The 21,664-nt window shown below is 72.5% G+C and carries 24 protein-coding genes; 14 read left to right on the top strand and 10 right to left on the bottom strand.

The features are described from left to right. Nucleotides 1-52: 52 nt before the first annotated feature. On the bottom strand, nt 53-676 hold the full coding sequence (gene ccmA, locus ACIBQ8_RS13895) for a heme ABC exporter ATP-binding protein CcmA (RefSeq protein ID WP_397175558.1): 624 nt from the start codon (nt 674-676) through the stop codon (nt 53-55). A 146-nt stretch (nt 677-822) separates the two neighbouring features. Here ccmA and ACIBQ8_RS13900 point away from each other — a divergent pair, with 146 nt between their 5' ends. Both ACIBQ8_RS13900 and ACIBQ8_RS13905 read left to right on the top strand, forming a co-directional pair. Further along, nucleotides 823-1,140, top strand: a complete 318-nt coding sequence (locus ACIBQ8_RS13900) for a hypothetical protein (protein WP_397175560.1) — start codon at nt 823-825, stop codon at nt 1,138-1,140. A 111-nt stretch (nt 1,141-1,251) separates the two neighbouring features. Next, a complete protein-coding gene (locus tag ACIBQ8_RS13905; RefSeq protein WP_397175562.1) occupies nt 1,252-1,884 on the top strand; it encodes an MOSC domain-containing protein in 633 nt (210 codons plus the stop codon). A 57-nt stretch (nt 1,885-1,941) separates the two neighbouring features. Here the strand turns inward: ACIBQ8_RS13905 and ACIBQ8_RS13910 are convergent, their stop codons facing one another. Both ACIBQ8_RS13910 and ACIBQ8_RS13915 read right to left on the bottom strand, forming a co-directional pair. Continuing rightward, nucleotides 1,942-3,186: a glycoside hydrolase family 18 protein gene (locus ACIBQ8_RS13910; RefSeq protein ID WP_397175564.1), complete on the bottom strand. Its 1,245-nt coding sequence runs from the start codon at nt 3,184-3,186 to the stop codon at nt 1,942-1,944. Nucleotides 3,187-3,249: 63 nt separating this feature from the next. Then, nucleotides 3,250-4,455 carry a styrene monooxygenase/indole monooxygenase family protein gene (locus ACIBQ8_RS13915; RefSeq protein ID WP_397175566.1) on the bottom strand — a complete coding sequence of 402 codons (1,206 nt, stop codon included), beginning with the start codon at nt 4,453-4,455 and terminating at the stop codon, nt 3,250-3,252. Between the two features lie 55 nt (nt 4,456-4,510). Between ACIBQ8_RS13915 and hemW the strand changes: the two genes are divergently transcribed. Then, a complete protein-coding gene (gene hemW / locus ACIBQ8_RS13920) occupies nt 4,511-5,728 on the top strand; it encodes a radical SAM family heme chaperone HemW (protein ID WP_397192073.1) in 1,218 nt (405 codons plus the stop codon). On the opposite strand, the gene ACIBQ8_RS13925 is transcribed toward hemW, so the two are convergent. Genes ACIBQ8_RS13925 through ACIBQ8_RS13935 form a run of 3 tightly spaced genes read right to left on the bottom strand, consistent with a single transcriptional unit; the run spans nt 5,721 to nt 8,019 of the window. Beyond that, complete coding sequence (locus tag ACIBQ8_RS13925) at nt 5,721-6,359, bottom strand: DUF4870 domain-containing protein (RefSeq protein ID WP_397192074.1); 639 nt, start codon at nt 6,357-6,359, stop codon at nt 5,721-5,723. The genes hemW and ACIBQ8_RS13925 overlap by 8 nt on opposite strands. Then, a complete protein-coding gene (locus tag ACIBQ8_RS13930) occupies nt 6,356-7,165 on the bottom strand; it encodes a DUF3097 domain-containing protein (protein WP_397175571.1) in 810 nt (269 codons plus the stop codon). The genes ACIBQ8_RS13925 and ACIBQ8_RS13930 overlap by 4 nt, the downstream gene beginning before the upstream one ends. 17 nt (nt 7,166-7,182) lie before the next feature. Further along, nucleotides 7,183-8,019, bottom strand: a complete 837-nt coding sequence (locus tag ACIBQ8_RS13935) for a DUF456 domain-containing protein (protein WP_397192075.1) — start codon at nt 8,017-8,019, stop codon at nt 7,183-7,185. Between the two features lie 156 nt (nt 8,020-8,175). Here ACIBQ8_RS13935 and hrcA point away from each other — a divergent pair, with 156 nt between their 5' ends. The 3 genes from hrcA to ACIBQ8_RS13950 are packed head-to-tail and all read left to right on the top strand — an operon-like array spanning nt 8,176 to nt 11,078. Further along, entirely contained in the window at nt 8,176-9,189 is a 1,014-nt protein-coding gene (hrcA, locus tag ACIBQ8_RS13940; RefSeq protein ID WP_352324080.1) for a heat-inducible transcriptional repressor HrcA, read from the top strand. An 11-nt stretch (nt 9,190-9,200) separates the two neighbouring features. Further along, nucleotides 9,201-10,343: a molecular chaperone DnaJ gene (gene dnaJ / locus ACIBQ8_RS13945; protein ID WP_364339640.1), complete on the top strand. Its 1,143-nt coding sequence runs from the start codon at nt 9,201-9,203 to the stop codon at nt 10,341-10,343. Between the two features lie 9 nt (nt 10,344-10,352). Then, entirely contained in the window at nt 10,353-11,078 is a 726-nt protein-coding gene (locus ACIBQ8_RS13950) for a 16S rRNA (uracil(1498)-N(3))-methyltransferase (RefSeq protein WP_397175575.1), read from the top strand. Nucleotides 11,079-11,096: 18 nt separating this feature from the next. Here the strand turns inward: ACIBQ8_RS13950 and ACIBQ8_RS13955 are convergent, their stop codons facing one another. Both ACIBQ8_RS13955 and ACIBQ8_RS13960 read right to left on the bottom strand, forming a co-directional pair. Beyond that, nucleotides 11,097-11,723, bottom strand: a complete 627-nt coding sequence (locus ACIBQ8_RS13955) for a hypothetical protein (protein ID WP_397175576.1) — start codon at nt 11,721-11,723, stop codon at nt 11,097-11,099. Continuing rightward, nucleotides 11,720-12,232, bottom strand: a complete 513-nt coding sequence (locus tag ACIBQ8_RS13960) for a SigE family RNA polymerase sigma factor (RefSeq protein WP_049573205.1) — start codon at nt 12,230-12,232, stop codon at nt 11,720-11,722. The genes ACIBQ8_RS13955 and ACIBQ8_RS13960 overlap by 4 nt, the downstream gene beginning before the upstream one ends. A 279-nt stretch (nt 12,233-12,511) precedes the next feature. Here ACIBQ8_RS13960 and ACIBQ8_RS13965 point away from each other — a divergent pair, with 279 nt between their 5' ends. From ACIBQ8_RS13965 to era, 8 genes are all read left to right on the top strand, one after another. Next, the gene (locus ACIBQ8_RS13965; RefSeq protein ID WP_397175578.1) at nt 12,512-12,856 is read left to right on the top strand and encodes a histidine triad nucleotide-binding protein; all 345 of its coding nucleotides are present in this window, start codon (nt 12,512-12,514) and stop codon (nt 12,854-12,856) included. A 90-nt stretch (nt 12,857-12,946) separates the two neighbouring features. Further along, nucleotides 12,947-13,984, top strand: a complete 1,038-nt coding sequence (locus ACIBQ8_RS13970; RefSeq protein WP_352352470.1) for a PhoH family protein — start codon at nt 12,947-12,949, stop codon at nt 13,982-13,984. Next, nucleotides 13,981-14,457: an rRNA maturation RNase YbeY gene (gene ybeY, locus ACIBQ8_RS13975; protein ID WP_352329052.1), complete on the top strand. Its 477-nt coding sequence runs from the start codon at nt 13,981-13,983 to the stop codon at nt 14,455-14,457. The genes ACIBQ8_RS13970 and ybeY overlap by 4 nt, the downstream gene beginning before the upstream one ends. After that, nucleotides 14,454-15,749: a hemolysin family protein gene (locus ACIBQ8_RS13980; RefSeq protein WP_397175582.1), complete on the top strand. Its 1,296-nt coding sequence runs from the start codon at nt 14,454-14,456 to the stop codon at nt 15,747-15,749. The genes ybeY and ACIBQ8_RS13980 overlap by 4 nt, the downstream gene beginning before the upstream one ends. Before the next feature lie 309 nt (nt 15,750-16,058). Beyond that, nucleotides 16,059-16,709: a hypothetical protein gene (locus tag ACIBQ8_RS13985; protein WP_397175583.1), complete on the top strand. Its 651-nt coding sequence runs from the start codon at nt 16,059-16,061 to the stop codon at nt 16,707-16,709. 10 nt (nt 16,710-16,719) lie between these two features. Then, on the top strand, nt 16,720-17,037 hold the full coding sequence (locus tag ACIBQ8_RS13990) for a cytidine deaminase (protein WP_397175585.1): 318 nt from the start codon (nt 16,720-16,722) through the stop codon (nt 17,035-17,037). 7 nt (nt 17,038-17,044) lie between these two features. Beyond that, on the top strand, nt 17,045-17,515 hold the full coding sequence (locus tag ACIBQ8_RS13995) for an NUDIX domain-containing protein (RefSeq protein ID WP_397192245.1): 471 nt from the start codon (nt 17,045-17,047) through the stop codon (nt 17,513-17,515). A 9-nt stretch (nt 17,516-17,524) separates the two neighbouring features. Further along, a complete protein-coding gene (gene era / locus ACIBQ8_RS14000) occupies nt 17,525-18,442 on the top strand; it encodes a GTPase Era (protein WP_397175587.1) in 918 nt (305 codons plus the stop codon). 21 nt (nt 18,443-18,463) lie between these two features. Here era and ACIBQ8_RS14005 read toward each other — a convergent pair whose 3' ends face one another. Both ACIBQ8_RS14005 and ACIBQ8_RS14010 read right to left on the bottom strand, forming a co-directional pair. Beyond that, a complete protein-coding gene (locus tag ACIBQ8_RS14005; RefSeq protein WP_397175588.1) occupies nt 18,464-18,937 on the bottom strand; it encodes a hypothetical protein in 474 nt (157 codons plus the stop codon). A 152-nt stretch (nt 18,938-19,089) separates the two neighbouring features. After that, nucleotides 19,090-21,657 (bottom strand): BTAD domain-containing putative transcriptional regulator, encoded by a 2,568-nt coding sequence (locus ACIBQ8_RS14010; RefSeq protein WP_397192076.1) that lies wholly within the window; start codon nt 21,655-21,657, stop codon nt 19,090-19,092. Nucleotides 21,658-21,664 lie beyond the last annotated feature (7 nt).

Genomic DNA, 21,664 nt, shown 5'->3' on the forward strand with positions numbered 1-21,664 from the left:
CGCCCGCCCGCCTTCCCCGTCAGGCCGCTCTTCCGGACGACGGCGTGGCCGCTCATGCGGGCACCCCGGCGGGGGAGACCCGGCGGGCGGCGTCGGCCAGGGTCTGGTCGTGGGTGGCCATCACCACGGTGCCGCCCTCGTCGGCGTACTCCTCCAGCAGTTCCCCGAGCCGGACGCGGAAGGCCGCGTCGAGGCCGCGTTCGGGCTCGTCGAGCAGCAGCAGCGTGCTCGGCCGCAGCAGCGTGGCGGCCAGGCAGAGGCGCTGGCGCTGGCCGGTGGACAGGTTGAGCGGCGGCGCGTCGGCCCGCTCGGTCAGCGCGAACTCCTCCAGCGCCGAGTCCACCGTCATGCGCGCCTCGGCGTACACGGCGCCCATGAGCTCCAGGTGCTCGCGCGCGGTCAGCCCGGGGTACCAGGCGGGCTCGTCGCCGAGCAGCGCCACCCGGCGCCAGAAGGACGCGTCGTCGGCGGGCTCGGCGCCGAACAGATGGACCGCGCCGGACGTGGCGGGCTGGAGGCCGGCCAGGCAGCGCAGCAACGTGGACTTGCCCGATCCGTTGGGCCCGACGACCGCCACGACCTCACCCGGCTCGACGGCCAGGTCGAGGCCCCGGAGCACCGGATTGCCCCCGAGCTCGACGGACAGGTCCGTGACTTCGATGATCAAACCGCTCACCGTTCGAGCGTAGCCACCCCGGCGGCCGCCCGCGTGACCGGTCCGCGGGGCCGTCCCGCCGCCTTCCCCGGGGCGGGAGAGCCGATTCTGTCGGTGCCGGTCGCTACCTTTGCTGTTCCCGAACACCAGTGCTACTGGAGGGTGACGTGATTGCTTCTGAGCGATTCGAGCGTGCCGCTGTGCTGGGGGTGGCCGTGGCGGAGGAGACCCGGCGGCTGCTGCGGCTTCACCTGCGACCCGCCGAGGTGGGCGGCGACGGCAGGGTGGTGGTCGACGTGCCCTATCCCGACGCGGCGGTGGTGGCGGCGCTGCTCGACGTCGCGGCCGAGTGTTTCGGCGAACGCGGCGGCTCGGTCGAGGAGACCCGGCAGGCGGCCCTGGAGACCCTGTTACAACTGGCCGAGTTCGACACCGACTCCCAGCTCGCCCGGGTGGCGCCGGAGCCCGGCGACGGGCGCGGGTGACGGCTCGGCGAACAGGCCGAATGGGCACATGTCTGTTCTTCTCCGCTGAAAGGCTGAGAAAGGCGGAAAAATCGGTGCGCCGGGTGGCCGTCCGTCCGCTACCGTCGCGGCATGCGCATCCTCTCCGTCAACGTCGGGCTGTCCTTCGACGCGGAATGGGCCGGCAAGCTCGGCCGTACGGCGATCGACAAGCGGGCCGTGCGCCACCGGGTGGAGGTGCTGCGCAACGGCCTGGCCGGCGACGAGCGGGCCGACACGCCCAACCACGGCGCCCCCACCCAGGCCGTCTACGCCTACGCCCGCGAAGACTACGACTGGTGGCAGGGCGAGCTCGGCCGCGACCTGCGCGACGGCCGTTTCGGGGAGAACCTGACCACCGCCGGCCTCGCCGTCAACGACGCCCTCGTGGGCGAGCGGTGGCGCGTCGGCAGCGCCCTGCTGGAGGTCACCGGCCCGCGCATCCCCTGCGTGGTGTTCCGCAACTGGATGGACGAGCCGGGCTGGCTCAAGCGCTTCACCGGGGCCGCGCGGCCGGGCGCCTACCTGGCCGTGGTCGAGCCGGGCGAGCTGGGCGCGGGCGACGAGGTGGAGATCGTCTCGCGCCCGGCGGCCGGGATGACGGTGGCGGACGCCTTCCGCGCCCGCCACGGCGACGCCGACGCGCTGGCCCGGGTGCTCGCGGTCCCCGGCCACGCCCCGGAATGGGACGAGCTGGCCGCGCGGGCCGGCCGGATGGTCAGCTAGAGACCGCCTCCATCCGGCCGGGCGGCTGGAGACCGCCTCCACCCGGCCGGGCGCCGGTCAGCGCAGCACGGCGTACAGGGCCGAGGTGAGGGAGGCGCGGGCGTCGTCCTGGTCGATCGACCACATCATCGAGCCGCCCAGGCCCTTGAGCCGGATGTAGGCCGCCTTCTCCAGCAGCGACGCCGGGTCGTCGTAGGACCAGAACTCGTTGCCGTCGTACAGCCACATCGCGCCGGTGCGCACGTCCCGGTAGCGCTTGCCGGGCTTGGCGGCCAGGTCCTTGTAGTCCTCGCTGCCCGGCCCCCACTTGCCGGCCGCTGGTCCGGTCGCGGGCTGCCAGAGGCCGTCGCCGCCGCCGGTCACGCCGGTCCAGCCCTGCCCGTACGCGGGCACGCCCACGACGATCTTGCGGCCGGGCGCGCCGCGCGACAGGTAGTCGCGGACGGTCTGGTCCACGCTGTACCTGACGGGGTTGGGGTCGCGCCGGTCGGTGAACAGGTTCCCGTTGTGCCCGGTCCGCGACTCCCAGGTGCCGTGCAGGTCGTACCCCTGGACGGTGGCGAAGTCGAGCGACCGGAACACCCGGCGCACCTCGAAACCGGCGTCGATCTTCGCGGCGGCGGCCGGGAGGAAGGCGGTGAGCTGGGAGCTCGCCGAGAAGGCCCGGAGCTGGGCGCGCAGTTCCTCGACGAAGAGGGTGAAGTTGCGCCGGTCCTCCGGCCTGATCACGTTCCCGTCGTTGCCCGCCGAGCCCGGCCACTCCCAGTCCAGGTCGACGCCGTCGAACACGCCGGCGCCCGCGCCCGGCTCCAGGCCCGGCAGGTTGCCGCGCAGCCACAGGTCGACGCACGAGCGGGCCAGCGCGGACCGTGACTCGGCGGTGAGCACGGCGTCGGAGAAGTACTTGGACCCGGTCCAGCCGCCGAGCGAGATCAGCACCTTGAGGCCGGGGTGCCTGGCCTTGAGCTTGCGCAGCTGGTTGAGGTTGCCGTTGAGCGCCTGGCCCGGCTGGTCGGCGACGCCGTCCACGCTCTGCTCGGCCGGCACCGGACGCTGCCAGTCGGCCCAGGGGTCGGCCGAGTAGCAGGCGCCCTCGGCGCTGACGAAGCCGAAGGCGTAGTTGAGGTGGGTGAGCTTGGCGGCGGCGCCGCTGGTGTCCACGTCCTTGACGTGGTAGTTGCGCCCGTACACGCCCCACTGGATGAAGTAGGCGACCCGCTTGAATCCGGGATGGGCCTCGGCGGGCACGGACACCGCCGTGAGCCCGAGTAAGAGCGAGAGTGCGAGGAGGATCTTCTTCACGGGCGCTCCTGGGGGGTGAACTTATAAGAAACTTTCCTATAAGTTGACGCGATCGTAGAACCGTCACCCCGTGCCGTCAACGACGCGCGCCACCTCCTCGGCGCTGGAGAACAGCCGCCACGCGCGCGCCGGGTCGCCGAACAGCGACAGCACCAGATCGGCCACCTCCTGCCTGGTCGCGGCGGCTTCGAGCAGGGTGAGGACGTGCTCCGCCGGCGGCCGCAGGAAGGCGTTCGTCCACGCGACGACCGGCTCGGCCGCCACCCACATGCGCCGGGCCGTCCCCCGCGCGAACGCCGCGTCGTACGGGCCGCCCGCCGCGATGGCCTCGGCCGCGATCCAGGCGCAGGCCGAGCCCAGGTTCGCGCCCTGCCCGGTGATCGGGTCGTTGGCGACCCAGGCGTCGCCGATCGCCAGCGCCACGACGCCGCCGGGCAGCTCGGCCACCGCCTCGCGCACGACCGGCGTGATCGCGCCCTGCAGCAGGTCCTCCGGTCCGAGCAGCTCGAACGCCGCCGGATCGATCAGCTCGGCCAGGCGCGGCGCGTGCTCGGGCAGCAGGGCGAGCAGCGTCTCGCAGAACTCGTCGGCGGGCACCCGGGCCAGCACGTCGAGCGGCCCGCCGGGGATCGCCTCGACCAGGACGCCGCCGTGCACGCCCGACCGCGTCATCATCGCCATGCACAGGATCTCGCCGCAGCCGGGCGAGATGTTGAAGCCGAAGGCGGGCCCCGGATCGAACCCGTGGAACAGCCCGGCGGCCAGGATCCGCTGCGGCGCCCCGTACGGCGACCAGGCCGGAATGCGCGGGAACAGCTCGCGCACCGAGCGCCGCCCGGTGGCCACCACCATCAGCTCGTGGCCGCGCGACCAGCGGGCGACCTGGCCCGCGTCCGGCGGGAGGGGATCGACGACCAGGCGGCCGCCCCTGCCGGTGTAGTCGTCCATGAGCGCCGGCAGCAGCACCCGGAAGTCGACCCCGTGGAACGGCTCGCTCACGCGGCCGGTGAACTCCAGCGGCGGATCGCCCTTGATCGAGAGGCTGCCGCTGACCAGCAGGCAGCCGGGGTCGAGGAAGTGCAGGCTGCCCAGCTCCCGCTCCCGGGCCTGCGCGCGGCCCATCCTGCCGACCGTGTTCGGCAGCCGCCCGCGGCCCAGGTCCGCCGCGTCGCCCTCGCTGTAGAGCGTGGTCGCGACGCCGAGCTGCTGCAGCCGCAGGGCCAGCGTCAGCCCGGAGATGCCCGCGCCCACGATCCCGACGCCCGTCATGTGCGGCCTCCTTCGATGGCTCGGAGCACCCCCGTGAGCAGGCACACTGGATGACGTGCCATCCACCCTGCCCGACGGCGATCCGGCGCCCGCCTCCGGCGAGCTGCCCGACAGCGCGCTGCGCGGGCTCGGCGAGCGCCCGTTCGGCTTCTACGTGCACGTGCCGTTCTGCGTCACCCGCTGCGGCTACTGCGATTTCAACACCTACACCGCCGCCGAGCTAGGGCCCGGCGCCTCCCACCGCGACTACGCCGACACGGTCGTGGCCGAGGTGCGCCTGGCCCGGCGCGTCCTCGGCGACGCCGACCTGCCCGTGGAGACGGTGTTCTTCGGCGGCGGCACGCCCACGCTGCTGCCTCCCGAGGACCTGGCGCGCGTCCTGGCCGCCATCGACGCCGAGTTCGGGCTGCGGCCGGGGGCGGAGGTCACCACCGAGGCCAACCCCGAGTCCGTCGACCCCTCCTACCTCGACAAACTCCGTCAGGGCGGCTTCAACCGGGTCAGCTTCGGCATGCAGAGCGCGCGTGAGCACGTGCTCCAGGTGCTCGACCGCAGGCACACGCCGGGCCGCCCGGCGCGGGCCGTCCAGGAGGCGCGGGCGGCCGGGTTCGAGCACGTCAACCTCGACCTCATCTACAGCACGCCGGGGGAGTCCGACGACGACTGGCGGGCCTCGCTGGCCGCCGCGATCGAGGCCGGGCCCGACCACGTGTCGGCGTACTCGCTGATCGTGGAGGAGGGCACCAGGCTCGCGGCCCGCATCCGGCGCGGCGAGCTGCCCATGCCCGACGACGACGTCGCCGCCGACCGCTACCTGATCGCCGAGGAGCTGCTGACCGAGGCCGGTTTCTCCTGGTACGAGGTGTCCAACTGGGCCACCTCCGAGCAGGCCCGCTGCCGGCACAACCTGCTCTACTGGACCGGCGGCGACTGGTGGGCCGCCGGCCCCGGCGCCCACAGCCACGTCGGCGGCACCCGCTGGTGGAACGTCAAGCACCCGGCCGCCTACGCCCAGCGCCTGGCGGCGGGCGCCTCGCCCGCGCACGCGCGCGAGGTGCTCACCGGCGACGACCGGGCCGCCGAGCGGCTGATGCTGGAGCTGCGGCTGGTCTCCGGCTACCCGCTGGCCGAGGTCGCCCCCGGCGCGCGCACGGCGGTGGCGAGCGCGCTGGCGCGCGGGCTGCTGGAGCCCGAGCCGTTCAGGGCGGGCCGGATGGTGCTCACCCTCAAGGGGCGGCTGCTGGCCGACGCCCTGATCACCGAGCTCATGTGACCAGGCGGATGGCGAACGGATAGCGGTAGTTCTCGCCCCGGTTGGTGGCGATGGCCGCCTGCACGTGGAAGATCAGCGACACGATCCAGATGATCGGGAACAGCAGCAGGCCGACCAGCACCAGCGACAGCACGATCGCCACCGCGTAGCCGATGAACATCGTGATCTGGAAGTTCAGCGCCTCGGCCGCCTGGTCCCTGACATAGGGGGACTCGTCCTTCTTCATCAGGTAGATGACCAGCGGGCCGACCCACGAGACGAGCAGGCCCAGCAGGTGGGCGAGCATGGCCATCGTGGTGTCGTCGCTGCCGCGGCGGGGGCCGAACCGGCCGGGCACGTACGGCCCGGCGGGGTAGCCGTGACCCGGCTGGGCGCCGTAGCCGGGGGCCTGGCCGTAGCCCGGCGGCGGGGGCACGTAGCGGGGCGGCGGAGGCATGTGGCCGGACTGCTGGCCGGACTGCTGGCCGGGCCCGCTCGGCGGCTGCCGCCCGTAGTCGGGCCGGGAGCCCGGCTGCTGGCCGTAGCCGAGCTGGGGGCCCGAACCCTGGTCGCGGGGCACGTCGTACGGCGGGACGTCAGGGGCCGAGTCGGCGGGGGTGGGATCGTCGGGGGACGGCGGGGCCTGGCTCATGATGCCTCCGTAACGAAGTCGATCAGTTCCTCGACCCGGCCGAGCAGCTCCGGCTCCAGGTCGGTGTAGGACGAGACGGCGCCCAGAATGCGCCGCCAGGCGTCCGCGGGCTCCATGCGCCAGCCCAGTGCGGCGAGCACGCCCTCCTTCCACGGCACCCCGCGCGGCACGTCGGGCCAGCCCGGGATGCGCAGCACGGACGGTTTGACCGCCTGCCAGATGTCGATGTACGGATGACCCACGACGAGCACGTGCGGCGAGGTGATGCGGGCCGCGATCCGGCTCTCCTTCGACCCCGGCACCAGATGGTCGACCAGCACGCCCAGCCTGCGGCCCGGCTCGGGGGCGAACTCGGCCACGATGGCGGGCAGGTCGTCCACGCCCTCCAGGTACTCCACCACGACCCCCTCGACCCGCAGGTCGTGGCCCCAGATCTTCTCCACGAGCGCGGCGTCGTGCACGCCCTCGACGTAGATCCGGCTCTCCTTGGCGACCCGGGCCCGCAGCCCCTCCACGGCGATGGACCCGGACGCGCTGCGCCTGGGCCCCGCCGGGGCCGCGGCCGCCGGGCGCACCAGCGTCACGGGCCTGCCCTCCAGCAGGAACGCGGCCGGCGCCAGCGGGAACAGGCGGCGTTTGCCGAACCGGTCCTCAAGGGTGACGGCCTCCTTGTCGCAGGCCACCACGGCGCCGCAGAAGCCGCTGTCGGCGTCCTCCACGACCAGGTCGAGTTCGGCGGGCACCTTCGGGATCTTGCCCTTGCCCGGCCGCCGCCAATTGCCCGCCAGCACATCACCCTCGTACACACGGGGACCGTAGCAAATCACCCGCTGACCGCAAGGCGCTTACGCGCGCCGCTGCGCCGGACGAGGACGACGATCGTGCCGATGACGCCGATGAGCAGGCCGATGCCGGGGAACAGGAACAGCGCCGCCACCCCGCCGAACAGGCCGCCCGCCGCGGAGAGCACGTCACGGCCCACGCCGAAGCGGGCCGAGGACTCCTCCTGCGTGGCGCAGGTCAGCTGGTAGTCGCCCTTGGCGGGGGCGTTGACGGCGAGGATCTCCTGCCAGGTGGTCCCGCCGGCGCTGAGCGTCTGGGTGCCGGAGACCTTGACCAGCCTGGCCTGGGCCGGGCCGCCGGAGATCTCGCACTGGTAGTTGACCCGCGTGTCGGTGGCGATGTAGACGGCCGGGCGCTTGGCGGGGTCGATCGCGACCTTCACGCTTTCGCCCGACGCGAACGTGGTCGTCGGGGCCATGTCCGAGACGCTGCTCAGCACGCCGCCGGCGAACACGAACACGCCCACGACGCCCAGCACGACCGCGACGGCCCACACGACGGCGATCCACCACAGGCGCGGCTTGATCGCCTTGCCGTCGATCCTGGCGGGGAACTGCGGCTGCGGGCCGTACTGGTTGTGGGGGCCGGGCTGGCCGTACTGGTCGGGCTGGCCGTACTGGTCGGGCTGGCCGTACTGGTTCTGCTGGCCGTACTGGGGCGGGGGGCCGTACTGGGCGGGCGGCTGTTGCTGCTGGTAGGGCGGCTGGCCGTGCTGCTGCGGCTGGTACGGCGGCTGGGCGTACTGGTTCGGCTGACCGTAGTAGGGACCCTGCCCCTGGGGCGGTCCGTACTGCGGGGGCTGGGAATTGTCGGTCATGCGGCAAGTGTGAGGCCTGTCGCTTGTAAGTCGCTAGCAACAGGATGGGACCTGGTGTTATCGCACCTTGTGGGCGAGAGCCGTACACTTGGCACTCGGGAACACGGAGTGCTAGACCTGTCGTTTCCCTGTTAGGCAGAGGCAGGAGGTGAGCACGTGCTCGACGAACGGAAGCTTGCGGTGCTCCGCGCCATTGTCGAAGACTACGTGTCCACCAACGAACCGGTGGGCTCCAAGGCGCTCGCGGAGCGCCACAACCTCAAGGTCTCCCCGGCAACGGTCAGGAACGACATGGCCGCTCTGGAGGAGGAGGGCTACATCACCCAGCCGCACACCAGCGCGGGCCGCGTGCCGACGGACAAGGGCTACCGCCTGTTCGTCGACCGGCTTTCGCAGGTCAAGCCCCTGTCGGGGGCCGAGCGGCGGGCGATCGAGACCTTCCTCGCCGGCGCGGTCGACCTCGACGACGTGGTCTTCCGCACCGTCCGGCTGCTCGCGCAGCTCACCAGGCAGGTCGCGGTCGTGCAGTACCCGACGCTGACCCGTTCCACGGTCAGGCACGTCGAGCTGGTCCCGCTCAACGACCGGCGGGTCATGCTCGTGCTGATCACCAACACCGGGCGCGTCGAGCAGCGCGTGATCGAGCTGCCCGAGGTGGTGGAGGACGACCGCATCGCCCACCTGCGCGCGGTGCTCAACTCCTGCCTCGACGGCTGCGGGCTGAGCAACGTCCCCGAGCTGGTCGCCGACCTGCCCGAGCGGCTGCCCGCCGAGGATCGGCCCGCCGTGGCCACCATCCTGTCGGTGCTGCTCGAAACCCTCGTCGAACGCCATGACGAGAAGATCGTGTTCGCCGGCGCCGCCAATCTCGCGGGCGCCGACTTCGCCACCGGCCTGCGCGACGTGCTGGAGGCGCTGGAGGAGCAGGTCGTGCTCATGCGGTTGCTCGGCGAGACATCCACAGACACCCCGTCCGCGCTCACCGTGCGCATCGGCTCGGAAAACCCCTACCTTCGCGGCACGTCCATCGTCGCAACCGGATACGGTTCTGGCGACAACCAACTGGCCCGGCTCGGCGTGCTGGGTCCCACGAGGATGGACTACCCCGTGACGATGGGCGCCGTACGCGCGGTGGCACGCTACGTCAGCCAGATCCTGGCTGCATCTTAAGAGGTCGATAAGTGGCAAACAGCGACTACTACGCCACCCTCGGGGTGCGCCGTGACGCCAGTCAGGACGAGATCAAGAAGGCCTACCGCCGCCTCGCCCGCGAGCTGCACCCCGACGTGAACCCCGATCCTGAGACCCAGGAGCGGTTCAAGGAGATCACGCAGGCCTACGAGGTGCTGTCCGACCCGAACAAGCGCCAGATGTACGACCTGGGCGGCGACCCCTTCGGCGGCGGAGCCGGCGCCGGCGCGGGCGCCGGCGGCTTCGGCGCGGGTTTCCCCTTCAGCGACATCATGGACGCCTTCTTCGGCACCGCGGGCGGCACCCGCGGCCCGCGCTCGCGCGCCAGGAGGGGCCGCAACGCCACCATCCGGGTCGAGCTCGACCTGCGCGAGACGGCGTTCGGCACCACCCGCGAGCTGGTCGTGGACACCGCCGTGCTGTGCGAGGTGTGCCACGGCGCCGGCGCGGCCCCCGGCACCCACCCCGACGCCTGCGACATGTGCAACGGGCGCGGCGAGATCTCCCAGGTCACCCGCTCGTTCCTGGGCCAGGTCATGACCTCGCGGCCGTGCCCCCAGTGCGGCGGCTTCGGCAGCATCATCCGCCACCCCTGCCAGGAGTGCTCGGGCGACGGCCGGGTGCGCACCCGCCGTACGATCAAGGTCCGCATCCCCGCGGGCGTCGAGGACGGCACCCACATCCAGCTCGCCGGCGAGGGCGAGGTCGGCCCCGGCGGCGGCCCGCCCGGAGACCTCTTCCTGGAGATCGTCGAGCGCGCGCACGAGATCTTCGAGCGGCGCGGCGACGACCTCCACTGCACGGTCCAGATCCCGATGACGGCCGCCGCGCTCGGCACCATCCTCGCCGTCGAGACGCTCGACGGCTCCGAGGAGATCGACGTGCGCCCCGGCACCCAGTCCGGCCAGGTCATCACCATGTACGGGCGCGGCGTGCAGCGGCTCAACGAGTCCGGCAGGGGCGACCTGCTCATCCACGTCAACGTCGAGACCCCGATGAGGCTCGACCAGACGCAGGAGGACCTGCTGCGCGAGCTGTCCAGGCTGCGCGGCGAGGAGCGGCCGCCGGGCAAGTTCGCCCCCGGCCAGCAGGGTTTCTTCTCCCGCCTGCGTGACGCCTTCAACGGCAGGTGACGATCACCCGTGACCGTCCCCGTGTTCATCGCCGAGGACCTCGTCGGCTCCGAGCTCACGCTCGACGGCCCTGAGGGGCGGCACGCGGCCTCCGTGCGGCGGCTGCGCGCCGGCGAGCGGGTCGACCTGACCAACGGCGCGGGCGACGTCGCCGAGTGCGTGGTGCGCGAGGTGTTCAAGGACGCCCTCGCCCTCGACGTGCTGGCCCGCTACACCGTCGAGCCGCCCGCGCGGCGGCTGGTGGTCGTCCAGGGGCTGCCCAAGGGCGACAGGGGCGAGCTGGCCGTCGAGATGATGACCGAGGTGGGGGTCGACGTGATCGTGCCCTGGGCCGCCTCGCGCAGCATCACGCAGTGGAAGGGCGACAAGATCGCCAAGGCGCTGGGCCGGTGGCGTGCCACGGCCCGCGAGGCCGGCAAGCAGGCGCGCCGGTTCCACCTGCCCGAGGTGGCCGACCTGGCCTCCACCGCCCAGGTCGAGGGGCTGCTGGCCGACGCGGCGCTGGGGCTCGTGCTGCACGAGGAGGCCGCCGAGCCGCTGTCGAAGGTGGCGCTGCCGCCCGGCGGCGACATCGTCGTCGTCGTGGGGCCCGAGGGCGGCGTCGCGGAGGAGGAGCTGCGCAGGTTCGCCGCGGCCAAGGCGGTGCCCGTGCTGCTCGGGCCCACCGTGCTGCGCACCTCCACGGCGGGGGTGGCGGCGGCGTCCGTGCTGCTCGCGCGTACCGGGCGCTGGTAGGCCCGGCTCAGGGCGCTCTCACGGCGTCGTGTGCGGCACGTCCACCAGCGGGCTGCTCAGGTCGCTCGGGCCGGTCGGCATGTCGTCCGGCGGGCACTCGTCGGAGGGGCACGACGTCGGCGTGTCGGTCGGCTCGGTCGGCGTCGGCGTGGGGGTCGGCGTGATCTCGGGGCACTCCTGGTCGCCGGCGGGCTCGCCGCTCGGGCAGGGCGTCGAGGACGGCGTCGGCGACGGCGTGGGCTGCCTGGTCGACCTGGCCGTCTCCGAGGGCCGGTGGGTCTGGCTGTGGCTGGGCGGCACGACCACCACGGGCGGCGGCTCGGCGCTGTGGCTGTCGGGCCTGGGCGGCGTGGACAGCCTGGTCGAGGAGTTGCCCGGCGTGGTGGTCGAGTTGTCCACCACCTTGACGGGCGTCTCGAAGATCTGGGAGCGCAGCCCGGGAACGACCATCACGATCGTCCCCGCCACCAGCACGGCGCTGACGGCCGCCGCGCCCGCACGCCACCAGAACAGGTTACGGACGCCGCGCCGCTCGATGCGGGCGCGGATGATCTGCAGTCCTTCCGGCGAGGGCACGACCGCGTCCGCCTCCGCGCGGAGCGCACGGCGCAGGACGTCGCCGTACTCGTCGGGGGGCTGGGTCATGACATCTTCTCCAGGACGGACCGCAACGCGGCCATTCCACGGGCGGTGTGGCTCTTGACCGCGCCCTTGCTGATGCCCATGGCGTGGGCGATCTCAGCTTCGGACAGATCTCCGTAATAACGCAGAACCAGTGCTTCTCTCTGTCGGGTCGGCAGGGCGCGTAACGCCTCGATGACGGCGGAGCGTTCCAGCTCGCCGATCGCGCCGTTCTCGGCGCTCGGGGCGTCCGGCAGGCCCTTGGGTGCGTACTTCTCGACGACCGCGCGGTGACGCAGCACGGAACGGGACCGGTTGACGACAGACTGACGCAGGTAAGCGAGTGCTTTGTCGGGATCGCGGAGTCTGCGCCAGGCGCCGTGAATGGCGACGAACGCGTCCTGCACGACTTCCTCGGCGGTTGCCATGTCACGCACCAGCAACACCGCGAGACGCACCAATGACCGGAAGTGCGCGCTGTAGAGCGCGGTCACGGCCATGTCGGCATCCCACCCGACCGGCACCGCCCCCATCGACCTGTCGGCCAGAAGGGTTTCGGTGGTCACATCAGTGGGACGCGCGGCCTTCCCAGAGGGTTTACTCTCTTCCGGTTCTGAAGGTTTCCCCGGTTCCTTAGGGTGCATTACCCAGTCGTGTTCCTCGCCAGGTGGCGCTCGCCCGACCCTGAATCATCTTTTTTGCTCTGAAGTGTCGCACACTCACCCTAACCGCGCGGATCTTCGGGCGCACGACACCACGGATTACCGATTCGCAACGGACTGCCGAACGGTCGCTCTCGATAGGGTACTGCCGTGAGCGACTGCCTCTTCTGCAAAATCGTGGCCAAGGAAATTCCGGCCGACGTCGTCTACGAGAACGCCAGGGCGCTGGCGTTCCGCGACATCAATCCGCAGGCCCCGACGCACGTGCTGGTCATCCCGCGCGCGCACCACCCCGACGCGGCGTCACTGGCCGCCGCCGACGACGGGCTCGCCGACGACGTGCTCAAGGCCGCGCACGCCGTCGCCGTCCAGGAGGGGGTGGCCGAGAGCGGCTACCGCGTCGTGTTCAACACCGGCGCCGGCGCCGGCCAGACCGTCTTCCACGTGCACGCCCATGTTCTCGGAGGGCGTGACCTCACGTGGCCGCCCGGCTGATATTGACGCGAGCAATCAGCCTGGTGCCGGATACGATGGGCGGAGAAGAACACCGAACAGACCGGGAGGCATCAGGCCGCTGGCCTGCCCATGTCCGAACTACATGAATCCCGACGCACGGCACCTCCCTCGCGCACTCAAGCCAAGGTGCTGATTCCGGACGAATACCCGATGGTCAGCCTCCTCGGCTCCCGTGACGAGCTGCTTCGCGTCATCGAGGGCGCCTTCAGGGCCGACATCCACGTGCGGGGCAACGAGATCACCGTCACCGGCAGCCCCGACGAGAGCGGCGCGGTCGTGCGCCTGTTCGAGGAGCTGGTCGAGGTGCTGCGCAGCGGGGGCGAGCTCACGCCCGACGCGGTCGAGCGGAGCATCGCCATGCTGCGCATGACCTCCGACCGTCCGGCCGAGGTGCTCTCCCTCGACATCCTGTCCTCCCGCGGCCGCACGATCAGGCCGAAGACCGTCAACCAGAAGCGCTACGTCGACGCGATCGACCAGCACACGATCGTGTTCGGCATCGGGCCCGCGGGCACCGGCAAGACGTACCTGGCGATGGCCAAGGCCGTGCGCGCGCTGCAGGAGAAGCGGGTCAACCGCATCATCCTGACCAGGCCGGCGGTCGAGGCGGGCGAGCGGCTCGGCTTCCTGCCCGGCACCCTCTACGAGAAGATCGACCCCTACCTGCGGCCGCTCTACGACGCGCTGCACGACATGGTCGACCCCGACTCGATCCCGAAGCTGATGGCCGCGGGCACGATCGAGGTCGCGCCGCTGGCGTACATGCGCGGCCGTACCCTCAACGACGCCTTCATCATCCTCGACGAGGCCCAGAACTCCTCGGCCGAGCAGATGAAGATGTTCCTGACCCGGCTGGGGTTCAACTCCAAGATCGTGGTGACCGGCGACGTGACCCAGGTCGACCTGCCCTCGGGCACGGTGAGCGGGCTGCGGGTCGTCCAGGACATCCTGGAGGGCATCCCCGACATCCACTTCGCCCGCCTGTCCAGCGCCGACGTGGTGCGCCACAAGCTGGTGAGCGACATCGTCGACGCCTACGGGCGCTACGACGCCACCCAGGCCGCCCAGGAACCGAAGGCCATCCACCGGGGGAAACGACGCCCGTGAGCATCGAGATCAACAACGAGTCCGGCGTCGGCGTCGACGAGGAGAACCTCGTCGCGCTGGCCACCCACGTGCTCGGCGAGATGGGCATCAACCCGCTCGCCGAGCTGTCCATCGTGGTGGTCGACGAAGACGCCATGTCCGAGCTGCACGAGAAGTGGATGGGCGAGCCCGGCCCGACCGACGTGCTGGCCTTCCCGATGGACGAGCTGCGTCCCGGCGGCGGCGCGCGCGGCGACGGCGAGAGCCCGGCCGACCCGGCGCTGCTCGGCGACGTGGTGCTCTGCCCGCAGGTGGCGGCCAGGCAGGCCAAGGAGGCCGGGCACAGCGCCCAGGCCGAGCTGGAGCTGCTGTGCACCCACGGCATCCTGCACCTGCTCGGCTACGACCACGCCGAGCCCGAGGAGCACAAGGAGATGTTCGGGCTGCAGGCCCAGATGCTCGAGTCCTGGCAGGAGGTGCGCGACTCGCGGTGAACGCCTGGTTGCTGTGGGCCATCGCCCTTGTGATCATCGGTGGCCTGATCGCCAGTGCGGAAACGGCACTGACGCGCATCTCCAGGGTGCGCGCGGAGGAGTTCGTCCGCGAGGGCCGGCGCGGGGCCGACCGGCTCCAGGCCATCGTCACCGACCCGCCCCGCTACCTCAACCTGCTCCTGCTGCTGCGCCTGAGCTGCGAGCTGGTGGCGACGGTCATCGCCACGCTGCTGTTCATCGACCTCATGCACGACCAGGGCTGGGCCTACGTGGCCGCCGCGGCCGTCATGATCGTGGTCAGCTACGTCGTCGTCGGTGTCATGCCGCGTACTCTGGGGCGCCAGCACGCCGAGCCGGTCGCGCTGGCCGGGGCGCCGATCGTCTACGGCCTGACCCGCATCTTCGGCCCGCTGCCCAAGCTGCTCATCCTGCTCGGCAACGCCCTGACCCCCGGCAAGGGCTTCCGCGACGGCCCGTTCACCTCCGAGGCCGAGCTGCGCGACCTGGTCGACCTGGCCGAGGAGCGCCGGGTGATCGAGCCGGACGAGCGCGAGATGATCCACTCGGTCTTCGAGCTGGGCGATACGCTGGTCCGCGAGGTCATGGTGCCCCGCACCGACATGGTCTACATCGAGCGCGGCAAGACGATCAGCCAGGCGCTGTCGCTCGCGCTGCGCAGCGGCTTCTCCCGCATCCCGGTCGTGGGCGAGAACGAGGACGACGTCATCGGCATCGCCTACCTCAAGGACATCGCCCGCAAGATCCACGAGTCGGGCGAGGGCGGCGGCAAGGAGACGGTCGAGTCGATCATGCGGACGGCCGCGTACGTGCCGGAGAGCAAGCCCATCGACCAGCTCATGCGCGAGATGCAGGCCCGGCAGATCCACATCGCGATCGTCATCGACGAGTACGGCGGCACCGCCGGCCTGGTCACCATCGAAGACGTCCTGGAGGAGATCGTCGGCGAGATCACCGACGAGTACGACCAGGAGGCCCCGCGCGTGGAGACCATGTCCGAGGGCGCGCTGCGGGTGACCGCCCGCATGCCGGTCGACGAGCTGGGCGAGCTGTTCGACACCGAGATCGACGTCGACGACGTCGAGACCGTCGGCGGCCTGCTGGCCCACGCGCTCGGCCGGGTGCCGATCGCCGGGTCGCAGGCGGAGGTGGCGGGGCTGGAGCTGACGGCCGAGAGCCTGGCCGGGCGGCGCAACCGCATCAGCACGGTCGTCGTCCGCCGGGTGGCGGCGTCCGAGGAGGACGACGTCCAGGCCGCCGCCGAACGTGACTGACCGCTTTTGCGGGGAGATGTCGCAAGCGTTCTACAAGTCGTCTGCAAGCGGGGTCCGGCAGTCTCGTACCTGACACCCGGTGCGGTGGGTGTCACGAGGAAGCGTCCGAACGCCGGGTGGGGTTCGCGGCCGGAGGACGCTCCTGGGGGGACGATGGCGTTCCGGCCAGCTAGCCGGCCAGGACGTCGATCGGCGTAAAGGGTGTTCTCGTCTGAAAACTCAGGCGAGGGCACCCTTTTTGCGTTTGGTGGAAACTCTGCGGAGATTGCCGCATTCGTGGCGGGGGGAGGCTGCGGTCCAGGGGGAATCATGAAAGCGCGGATCATCGTGTACGGGCTGCTGGCCGCGACCCTGGCGGGCTGCGCGGGCAGCGGCGGGGCGGACGGGAAGATGGCGGCCGTCGTCGACGCCCAGGCCATGGCCCAGCTCCGTGAGGTGCTCACCAGGCGGCCGAGCCTGCCGGACGGCTTCGCGCAACGGCCCGAGCAGGCCTGGCGGGTGCCGTTCGGCCGGGTGGACCAGGCGTGCCGGGCAGCGCTCGACGTGGCGGCCGGGCACGCGCCCCAGGAGGGGCTCACCGGCCAGGCCGCGGTCAGCTACCAGGGGGACGGACTGGGGGAGCGGGCCGCCGTCGGACTGGCCCGGTACGCCGGCGACGAGGCCGAGGCGCGCTTCGACGACCTCAGCGACGCCCTGGAGTCGTGCCGGGAGGTCCGGACGCCGGGCGGCACCGCCCTGCGGGCCCGCAGGCTGGACGTCGGCGACGCCGCCCGCTCCGGGGACGAGGCCGCCGCGGCGCGGCTGCGCGGCCGGCTGAACGGCTACCCGTACGCCCTCGACGTCGTGCTGTCGCGGGACGGCGACACGCTGGTGTCGGTCGTGCACGCGGGCATGAGCGACGTGAACCGGGACCGGACGAGGAAGCTGGTCGCCGCCCTGCTGTCGATGTCCACGGCCTAACCTGGTTCCCGTGACTCTCGATCCTGAAGACAGCAAGATCATCACCCTGGCGCGGGCGGTCAGGGCCCGCAACGAGGCCGCCGAGGGCGCCGCCGTGCGCGACGAGACCGGCCGCACGTACTCGGCGACCGGCGTCGCGTTGTCGTCGCTGACGCTGTCGGCCGTGCAGGTCGCGGTGGCCATGGCGGTCTCCGGCGGCGCGCGTTCGCTGGAGGCGGTCGCGCTGGTGACGGCGGGCGAGCCCGACCCGGCGGACGAGGCGGTCGCGGCCGAGCTGGGCGTCAAGGCCCTGCTCGTGGCCGGCCCCGACGGCACGCTGAGGTCCTGACGTGGCCATGTCGCCGTTCCTGGCCCGGCTGCGCGCCAAGATCGGCAACGACCTGCTCATGCTGCCGTCGGTCAACGGGTGCGTCTTCGACCGCGCCGGGCGGGTGCTGATGGCCCGGCACGGCGACGACGGCCTGTGGGCCACGCCCGGCGGCGGCGTCGACCCAGGCGAACGGCCGCAGGACGCGGTGGTCAGGGAACTGCGCGAAGAGCTGGCCGTCGAGGTCGAGGTACGCGGGCTGATCGGCGTCTACGGCGGCCCCGAGTACCGCACGGTCTACCCCAACGGCCACGAGGTGGCGTACGTCATCGCCATGTACGCCTGCACCCTCGTCTCCGGCACGCCGACCCCCGACGGCGAGGAGATCAACGACTACCGGTGGGTGACCGAGCACGAGGCCGGCGGCCTGAAGACGCCGGCCTGGACACCCCTGGCGCTGCCCGACGCGTTCGCCTGGTGGCGTGAACACGGCAGCTGATAAGCGACAATGCACAATGTGACTTCGCCAGACAATCATCGCGCCGGATTCGCCTGCTTCGTGGGAAGGCCGAACGTCGGCAAGTCCACATTGATGAACGCCCTGGTCGGCGCCAAGGTGGCGATCACCTCGTCCAAGCCGCAGACGACCAGGCGGGTCATCAGGGGCATCGTGCACCGCCCCGACGCCCAGATCGTCATCGTGGACACGCCTGGCCTGCACCGGCCGCGCACCCTCCTCGGCGAGCGGCTGGACAGCCTGGTGCTGTCCACGCTCACCGAGGTCGACGTGATCGGCTTCTGCGTGCCGGCCAACGAGCCGATCGGCAAGGGCGACCGCTTCATCGCCGACAAGCTGGCGGCGGTGAAGAAGACGCCCGTGATCGCCGTGGTGACCAAGTGCGACCTGGCGAGCCGGGAGCAGGTCGCCCAGCAGCTGCTCGCGGTGTCGCAGGTGGCCGAGTTCGCGGCGGTCGTGCCGGTGTCGGCCCAGTCGGGCGAGCAGCTCGACGTGCTGGGCGACGTGCTGATCGAGCACCTGCCCGAGTCGCCGCCGCTGTACGAGGGCGGGCAGCTCACCGACGAGCCCGAGCAGGTGCTGGTGGGGGAGCTGATCAGGGAGGCGGCCCTGGAGGGCGTGCGCGACGAGCTGCCGCACTCGATCGCCGTGGTCGTCGACGAGATGCTGCCCCGCGAGGGCCGCGACGACCTGCTCGACGTCTACGCCCACATGTTCGTCGAGCGGCCCTCCCAGAAGGCCATCGTCATCGGGCACAAGGGCGAGCGGCTGCGCGAGGTGGGCACCAAGGCCCGCCGGCAGATCGAGGCGCTGCTCGGCACGCGGGTCTACCTCGACCTGCGGATCAGCGTGGCCAAGGACTGGCAGCGCGACCCCAAGCAGCTGCGCCGCCTCGGCTTCTTCGACTGAGCCGCCGGGCTGGGCGGGCGGTCAGCGCGCGCGGCGCGCCAGGGCCAGCACGGACAGCACGACGACCGCGATCGAGCAGGCCAGCGCGGCGAACCAGCCGAACCTGATGACCGGCTCGACCGACAGCAGCCCGCCCAGGTCGAGGGAGAGCCGGTCGCCGATGCGCTGCGGGTCGGCGACGAACATCACCAGCAGCAGCGTGGCCACCGCGCCCGGCACCACCGCCAGCGCCGCCACGCGCGGCCGGCCGCCCAGCAGGCCCGTGACGCCGAGCGCCAGCGCGGCCAGCCCGGCGAGCAGCGTGTAGAGGCCCGTGCTGACGTCGACGCCGCGCACGTCGTCGGAGACGCCGGCGCCGATCAGGTCGCTGCGGGCTTCGACGCCGGCCCAGGGCATGATCGCGGTGAGCACCAGGAGGGCGGCCGCGACGGCGACGGCCAGCGCGGCGCCGCGGCGGGCGGACGTCGTCCGGGCGGGCTTGAGGTCTTCGGCCACACGATCACTGTAAGCCGGACCCCCGGCCGTCACCACCCGACGCGACGGACTCGTCACCAACCCGGACACCCGCCGCGGCGGGCAGGGGTCGAGAGGGGGCGACGGGGGCCCGGGTGACGGACCAGCGGGGTGCCGAGCGGCGGGGTGCGGGGTCAGGGGGTGGACAGGAAGGCACGGGCGTTGGCGGCGGCCCGGCGGTCGCCGGTCTCGTCGAAGACCTCCAGGGCGGCCGTGGCCAGCTCCCGGGCGCGCCCGGCGGCACCCTCGGCCCGGTTGACCCCCGCCAGGGCCAGCAGCGCGTACGCGTCCAGCAGGCGGTCGCCGAGCCGGACGGCGATGCCCCTGGCACGTTCGGCGGCCGACCTGGCATCGGGTTTGGCGCCCTGCGCCAGCCGTACGGCGGCCAGGTCGAGCAGGGTGTCGGCCTGCCGGTGACGGTCGCCCAGCTCCGTCAGATACTCGACGGCCGCCAGGAGGTGGACGGCGGCCTCCTCCAGCCGGCCCGCGCGGCGCAGCACCGCGCCGAGCACCTGCTCGGCGTCGGCGGCGTCCCGCTGGTGCTCGGCCGCCTCCAGGCAGGCCAGCAGCGCCCGCTCGGCCTCCTCCAGCCGGTCGCGCTCCAGGTGCACCCGGCCCAGGCGGCGCCGGGTCTGGTTGACGTCGCGGGTGCGGCCCTGCCGCAGGAACATGCCGAGCGCCAGCCGCAGCTTCTCGTGGGCCAGGTCCCATTCGCGCTCGGCCAGGTGCAGGTCGCCCTGGCTGAGCAGGACGAGCGCCTCACCCCGGTCGTCGCCGGCCCGCCGCGCCGACTCCAGCGCCCGCTGCGTGACCGCCCGCCAGTCGTCGAGGAAGCGGTGCCGCTCCAGGTACGGCCCCAGCAGGTGCGCCAGCCGCCAGCACGGCTCGTCCAGCCCGGCGGCGTGCAGGTCGGCCACCAGGCTCACCAGGAACGGCCGCTCGGCGTCCAGCCACTCGACCGACTCCCTGATGTCCCTGGTCGCCACGGCCGTGCCGGGGTCGCCCGACACCAGCGAGAAGCGCGAGGCCCGCACCCGGGCCAGGACGAGCTCCGACACCTCGGCCAGCACGCCCGGCAGCGGCTGCTCGCGCGCGAACAAGCGGGTCAGGTCGTGCATGCGGTAGCGGATCTGGCCGGCCGCGTCCACGCCGTGCGTCTCCAGCAGACCGGCGTCCACCAGGGCCTCGGCTCCGCCGCCGAGCCGGTCGGTGAGCCAGTCGGCGAAGTCGGGGGCCGACAGGGCGCCGAGGCCGCGTAACGTCCGCCTGGCCGGCTCGGGCAGCCCCTCGTAGCCGATGGCGAACACGCTGCGGACCGTCTGGTCGCCCGCGTGCAGCAGGTCGAGCCGCTTGTGCTCGTCCTCAAGGAGGCCCACCAGGTAGTCCACCGTCCAGTTCGGACGGGCCGCCAGCCGGGACGCGGCGATGCGCAGCGCGATCGGCAGGCCGCCGCAGAAGCGGGCCAGCCGGTGCAGAGCCTCGTCCGCGGGCCGTCCGGAGCCGGCCACGAGCAGGGCCAGGGCCTCCTCCCGGTCGAGCACGCCCACCGACAGCCGGGTCGCGCCGGTCAGGCCGCCCAGCGGCGAGCGGCTGGTCACGACCGTCGGGCAGGACGTCAGCAGCGGGCGCACCTGGGCCTCGCCGGCGGCGTTGTCCAGCAGCACCAGCAGGCGGCGGTTGGCCGTGTAGGTGCGGAACAGGCGCTCGCGCTGCTCCAGCCCGGCCGGGATGGCCTGGGCCGGGCAGCCGAGCCAGCGCAGGAAGTCCTCCAGGACGGCCGAGGGGGCCGTGGTCTCGCGCAGGTCGGCGTACAGGATGCCGTCGGGGAAGGACTCGCGGGCCCGCCAGGCGGCGTGCACGGCCAGGGCCGACTTGCCCGCGCCGGCCTGGCCGTGCACGACGACGTGGCCGCCGACCACCCGGTCGAGCAGGTCGGCGCGGCCGGTGAAGTTCGCGATGTCCGGCGGCAGCAGCACCGGGGGGCCCGCCGAGACGTGCAGCGACACGTCGTCGTGGAGCATGCGGTGGTAGAGCAGTTGCAGCTCGGGGTCGGGCTCGATCGCGTGGCCGCCGTCGAGCTGGTCGCGCAGCACCGCGTACGCGGCCAGCGCGTCGACCCGGCGGCCGCTGCGGTAGAGGGCCAGCATGTACTGGCCGCGGAAGCGCTGCCACAGCGGGTGCTGTTTGGTCAGCCGCTTCAGCTCGGCCAGCAGCTCGCGGTGGCGGCCGGCGTCGAGGTCGGCCTGGAGGCGGCGTTCCAGGGCGAGCAGGCGCAGCTCCTCCAGCTCCTCGCGCAGGCGCCGGGTCTCCTCCCACCGCTCGCCCTCGGGGTCGAGGTCGTCCAGGGCGGGGCCGCGCCACAGCGACAGCGCCTCCTCGTACGAGCCGCGCTCGACCAGCAGCCGGAACCGGTCGACGTCGAGCTGGTGGGCGCCGATCGCCAGCACGTACGAGCCGGACACGGTCGTGATCACGTCCTTGCCCAGGAGCTGGCGGAGCTGGCCCACGTACCCGCGGACGAGGCTGTCGGAGCGGTCGCCGCCCTCGCGTGGCCACAGCAGCCGGCGCAGCCGTTCCACGGTCAGCGGGCGGCCCGCGTTCAGCAGGAACATCGCCAGCAGGTCCCGGTGCTTCGGGGTCGTGGGGGTGCGATCCCGGCCGCCGTCGCGGACTTCGAGCGGGCCCATGATGCGGAATTCCACGCGGCCT

Source organism: Nonomuraea sp. NPDC049646, from assembly GCF_044465525.1.
In the GTDB taxonomy this organism is placed as follows: Bacteria; Actinomycetota; Actinomycetes; order Streptosporangiales; family Streptosporangiaceae; genus Nonomuraea.

Bases quoted from the DNA above. Each gene is read 5' to 3' on its own strand.
- ACIBQ8_RS13905 (WP_397175562.1), top strand. From the start codon at position 1,252: ATGCGCATCCTCTCCGTCAACGTCGGGCTGTCCTTCGACGCGGAATGG.
- ACIBQ8_RS13915 (WP_397175566.1), bottom strand. From the start codon at position 4,455: ATGACGGGCGTCGGGATCGTGGGCGCGGGCATCTCCGGGCTGACGCTG.
- ACIBQ8_RS13925 (WP_397192074.1), bottom strand. From the start codon at position 6,359: ATGAGCCAGGCCCCGCCGTCCCCCGACGATCCCACCCCCGCCGACTCG.
- ACIBQ8_RS13935 (WP_397192075.1), bottom strand. From the start codon at position 8,019: ATGACCGACAATTCCCAGCCCCCGCAGTACGGACCGCCCCAGGGGCAG.
- ACIBQ8_RS13955 (WP_397175576.1), bottom strand. From the start codon at position 11,723: ATGACCCAGCCCCCCGACGAGTACGGCGACGTCCTGCGCCGTGCGCTC.
- ACIBQ8_RS13960 (WP_049573205.1), bottom strand. From the start codon at position 12,232: ATGGGGGCGGTGCCGGTCGGGTGGGATGCCGACATGGCCGTGACCGCG.
- ACIBQ8_RS13970 (WP_352352470.1), top strand. From the start codon at position 12,947: ATGTCCGAACTACATGAATCCCGACGCACGGCACCTCCCTCGCGCACT.
- ACIBQ8_RS13985 (WP_397175583.1), top strand. From the start codon at position 16,059: ATGAAAGCGCGGATCATCGTGTACGGGCTGCTGGCCGCGACCCTGGCG.
- ACIBQ8_RS13995 (WP_397192245.1), top strand. From the start codon at position 17,045: ATGTCGCCGTTCCTGGCCCGGCTGCGCGCCAAGATCGGCAACGACCTG.
- era (WP_397175587.1), top strand. From the start codon at position 17,525: ATGCACAATGTGACTTCGCCAGACAATCATCGCGCCGGATTCGCCTGC.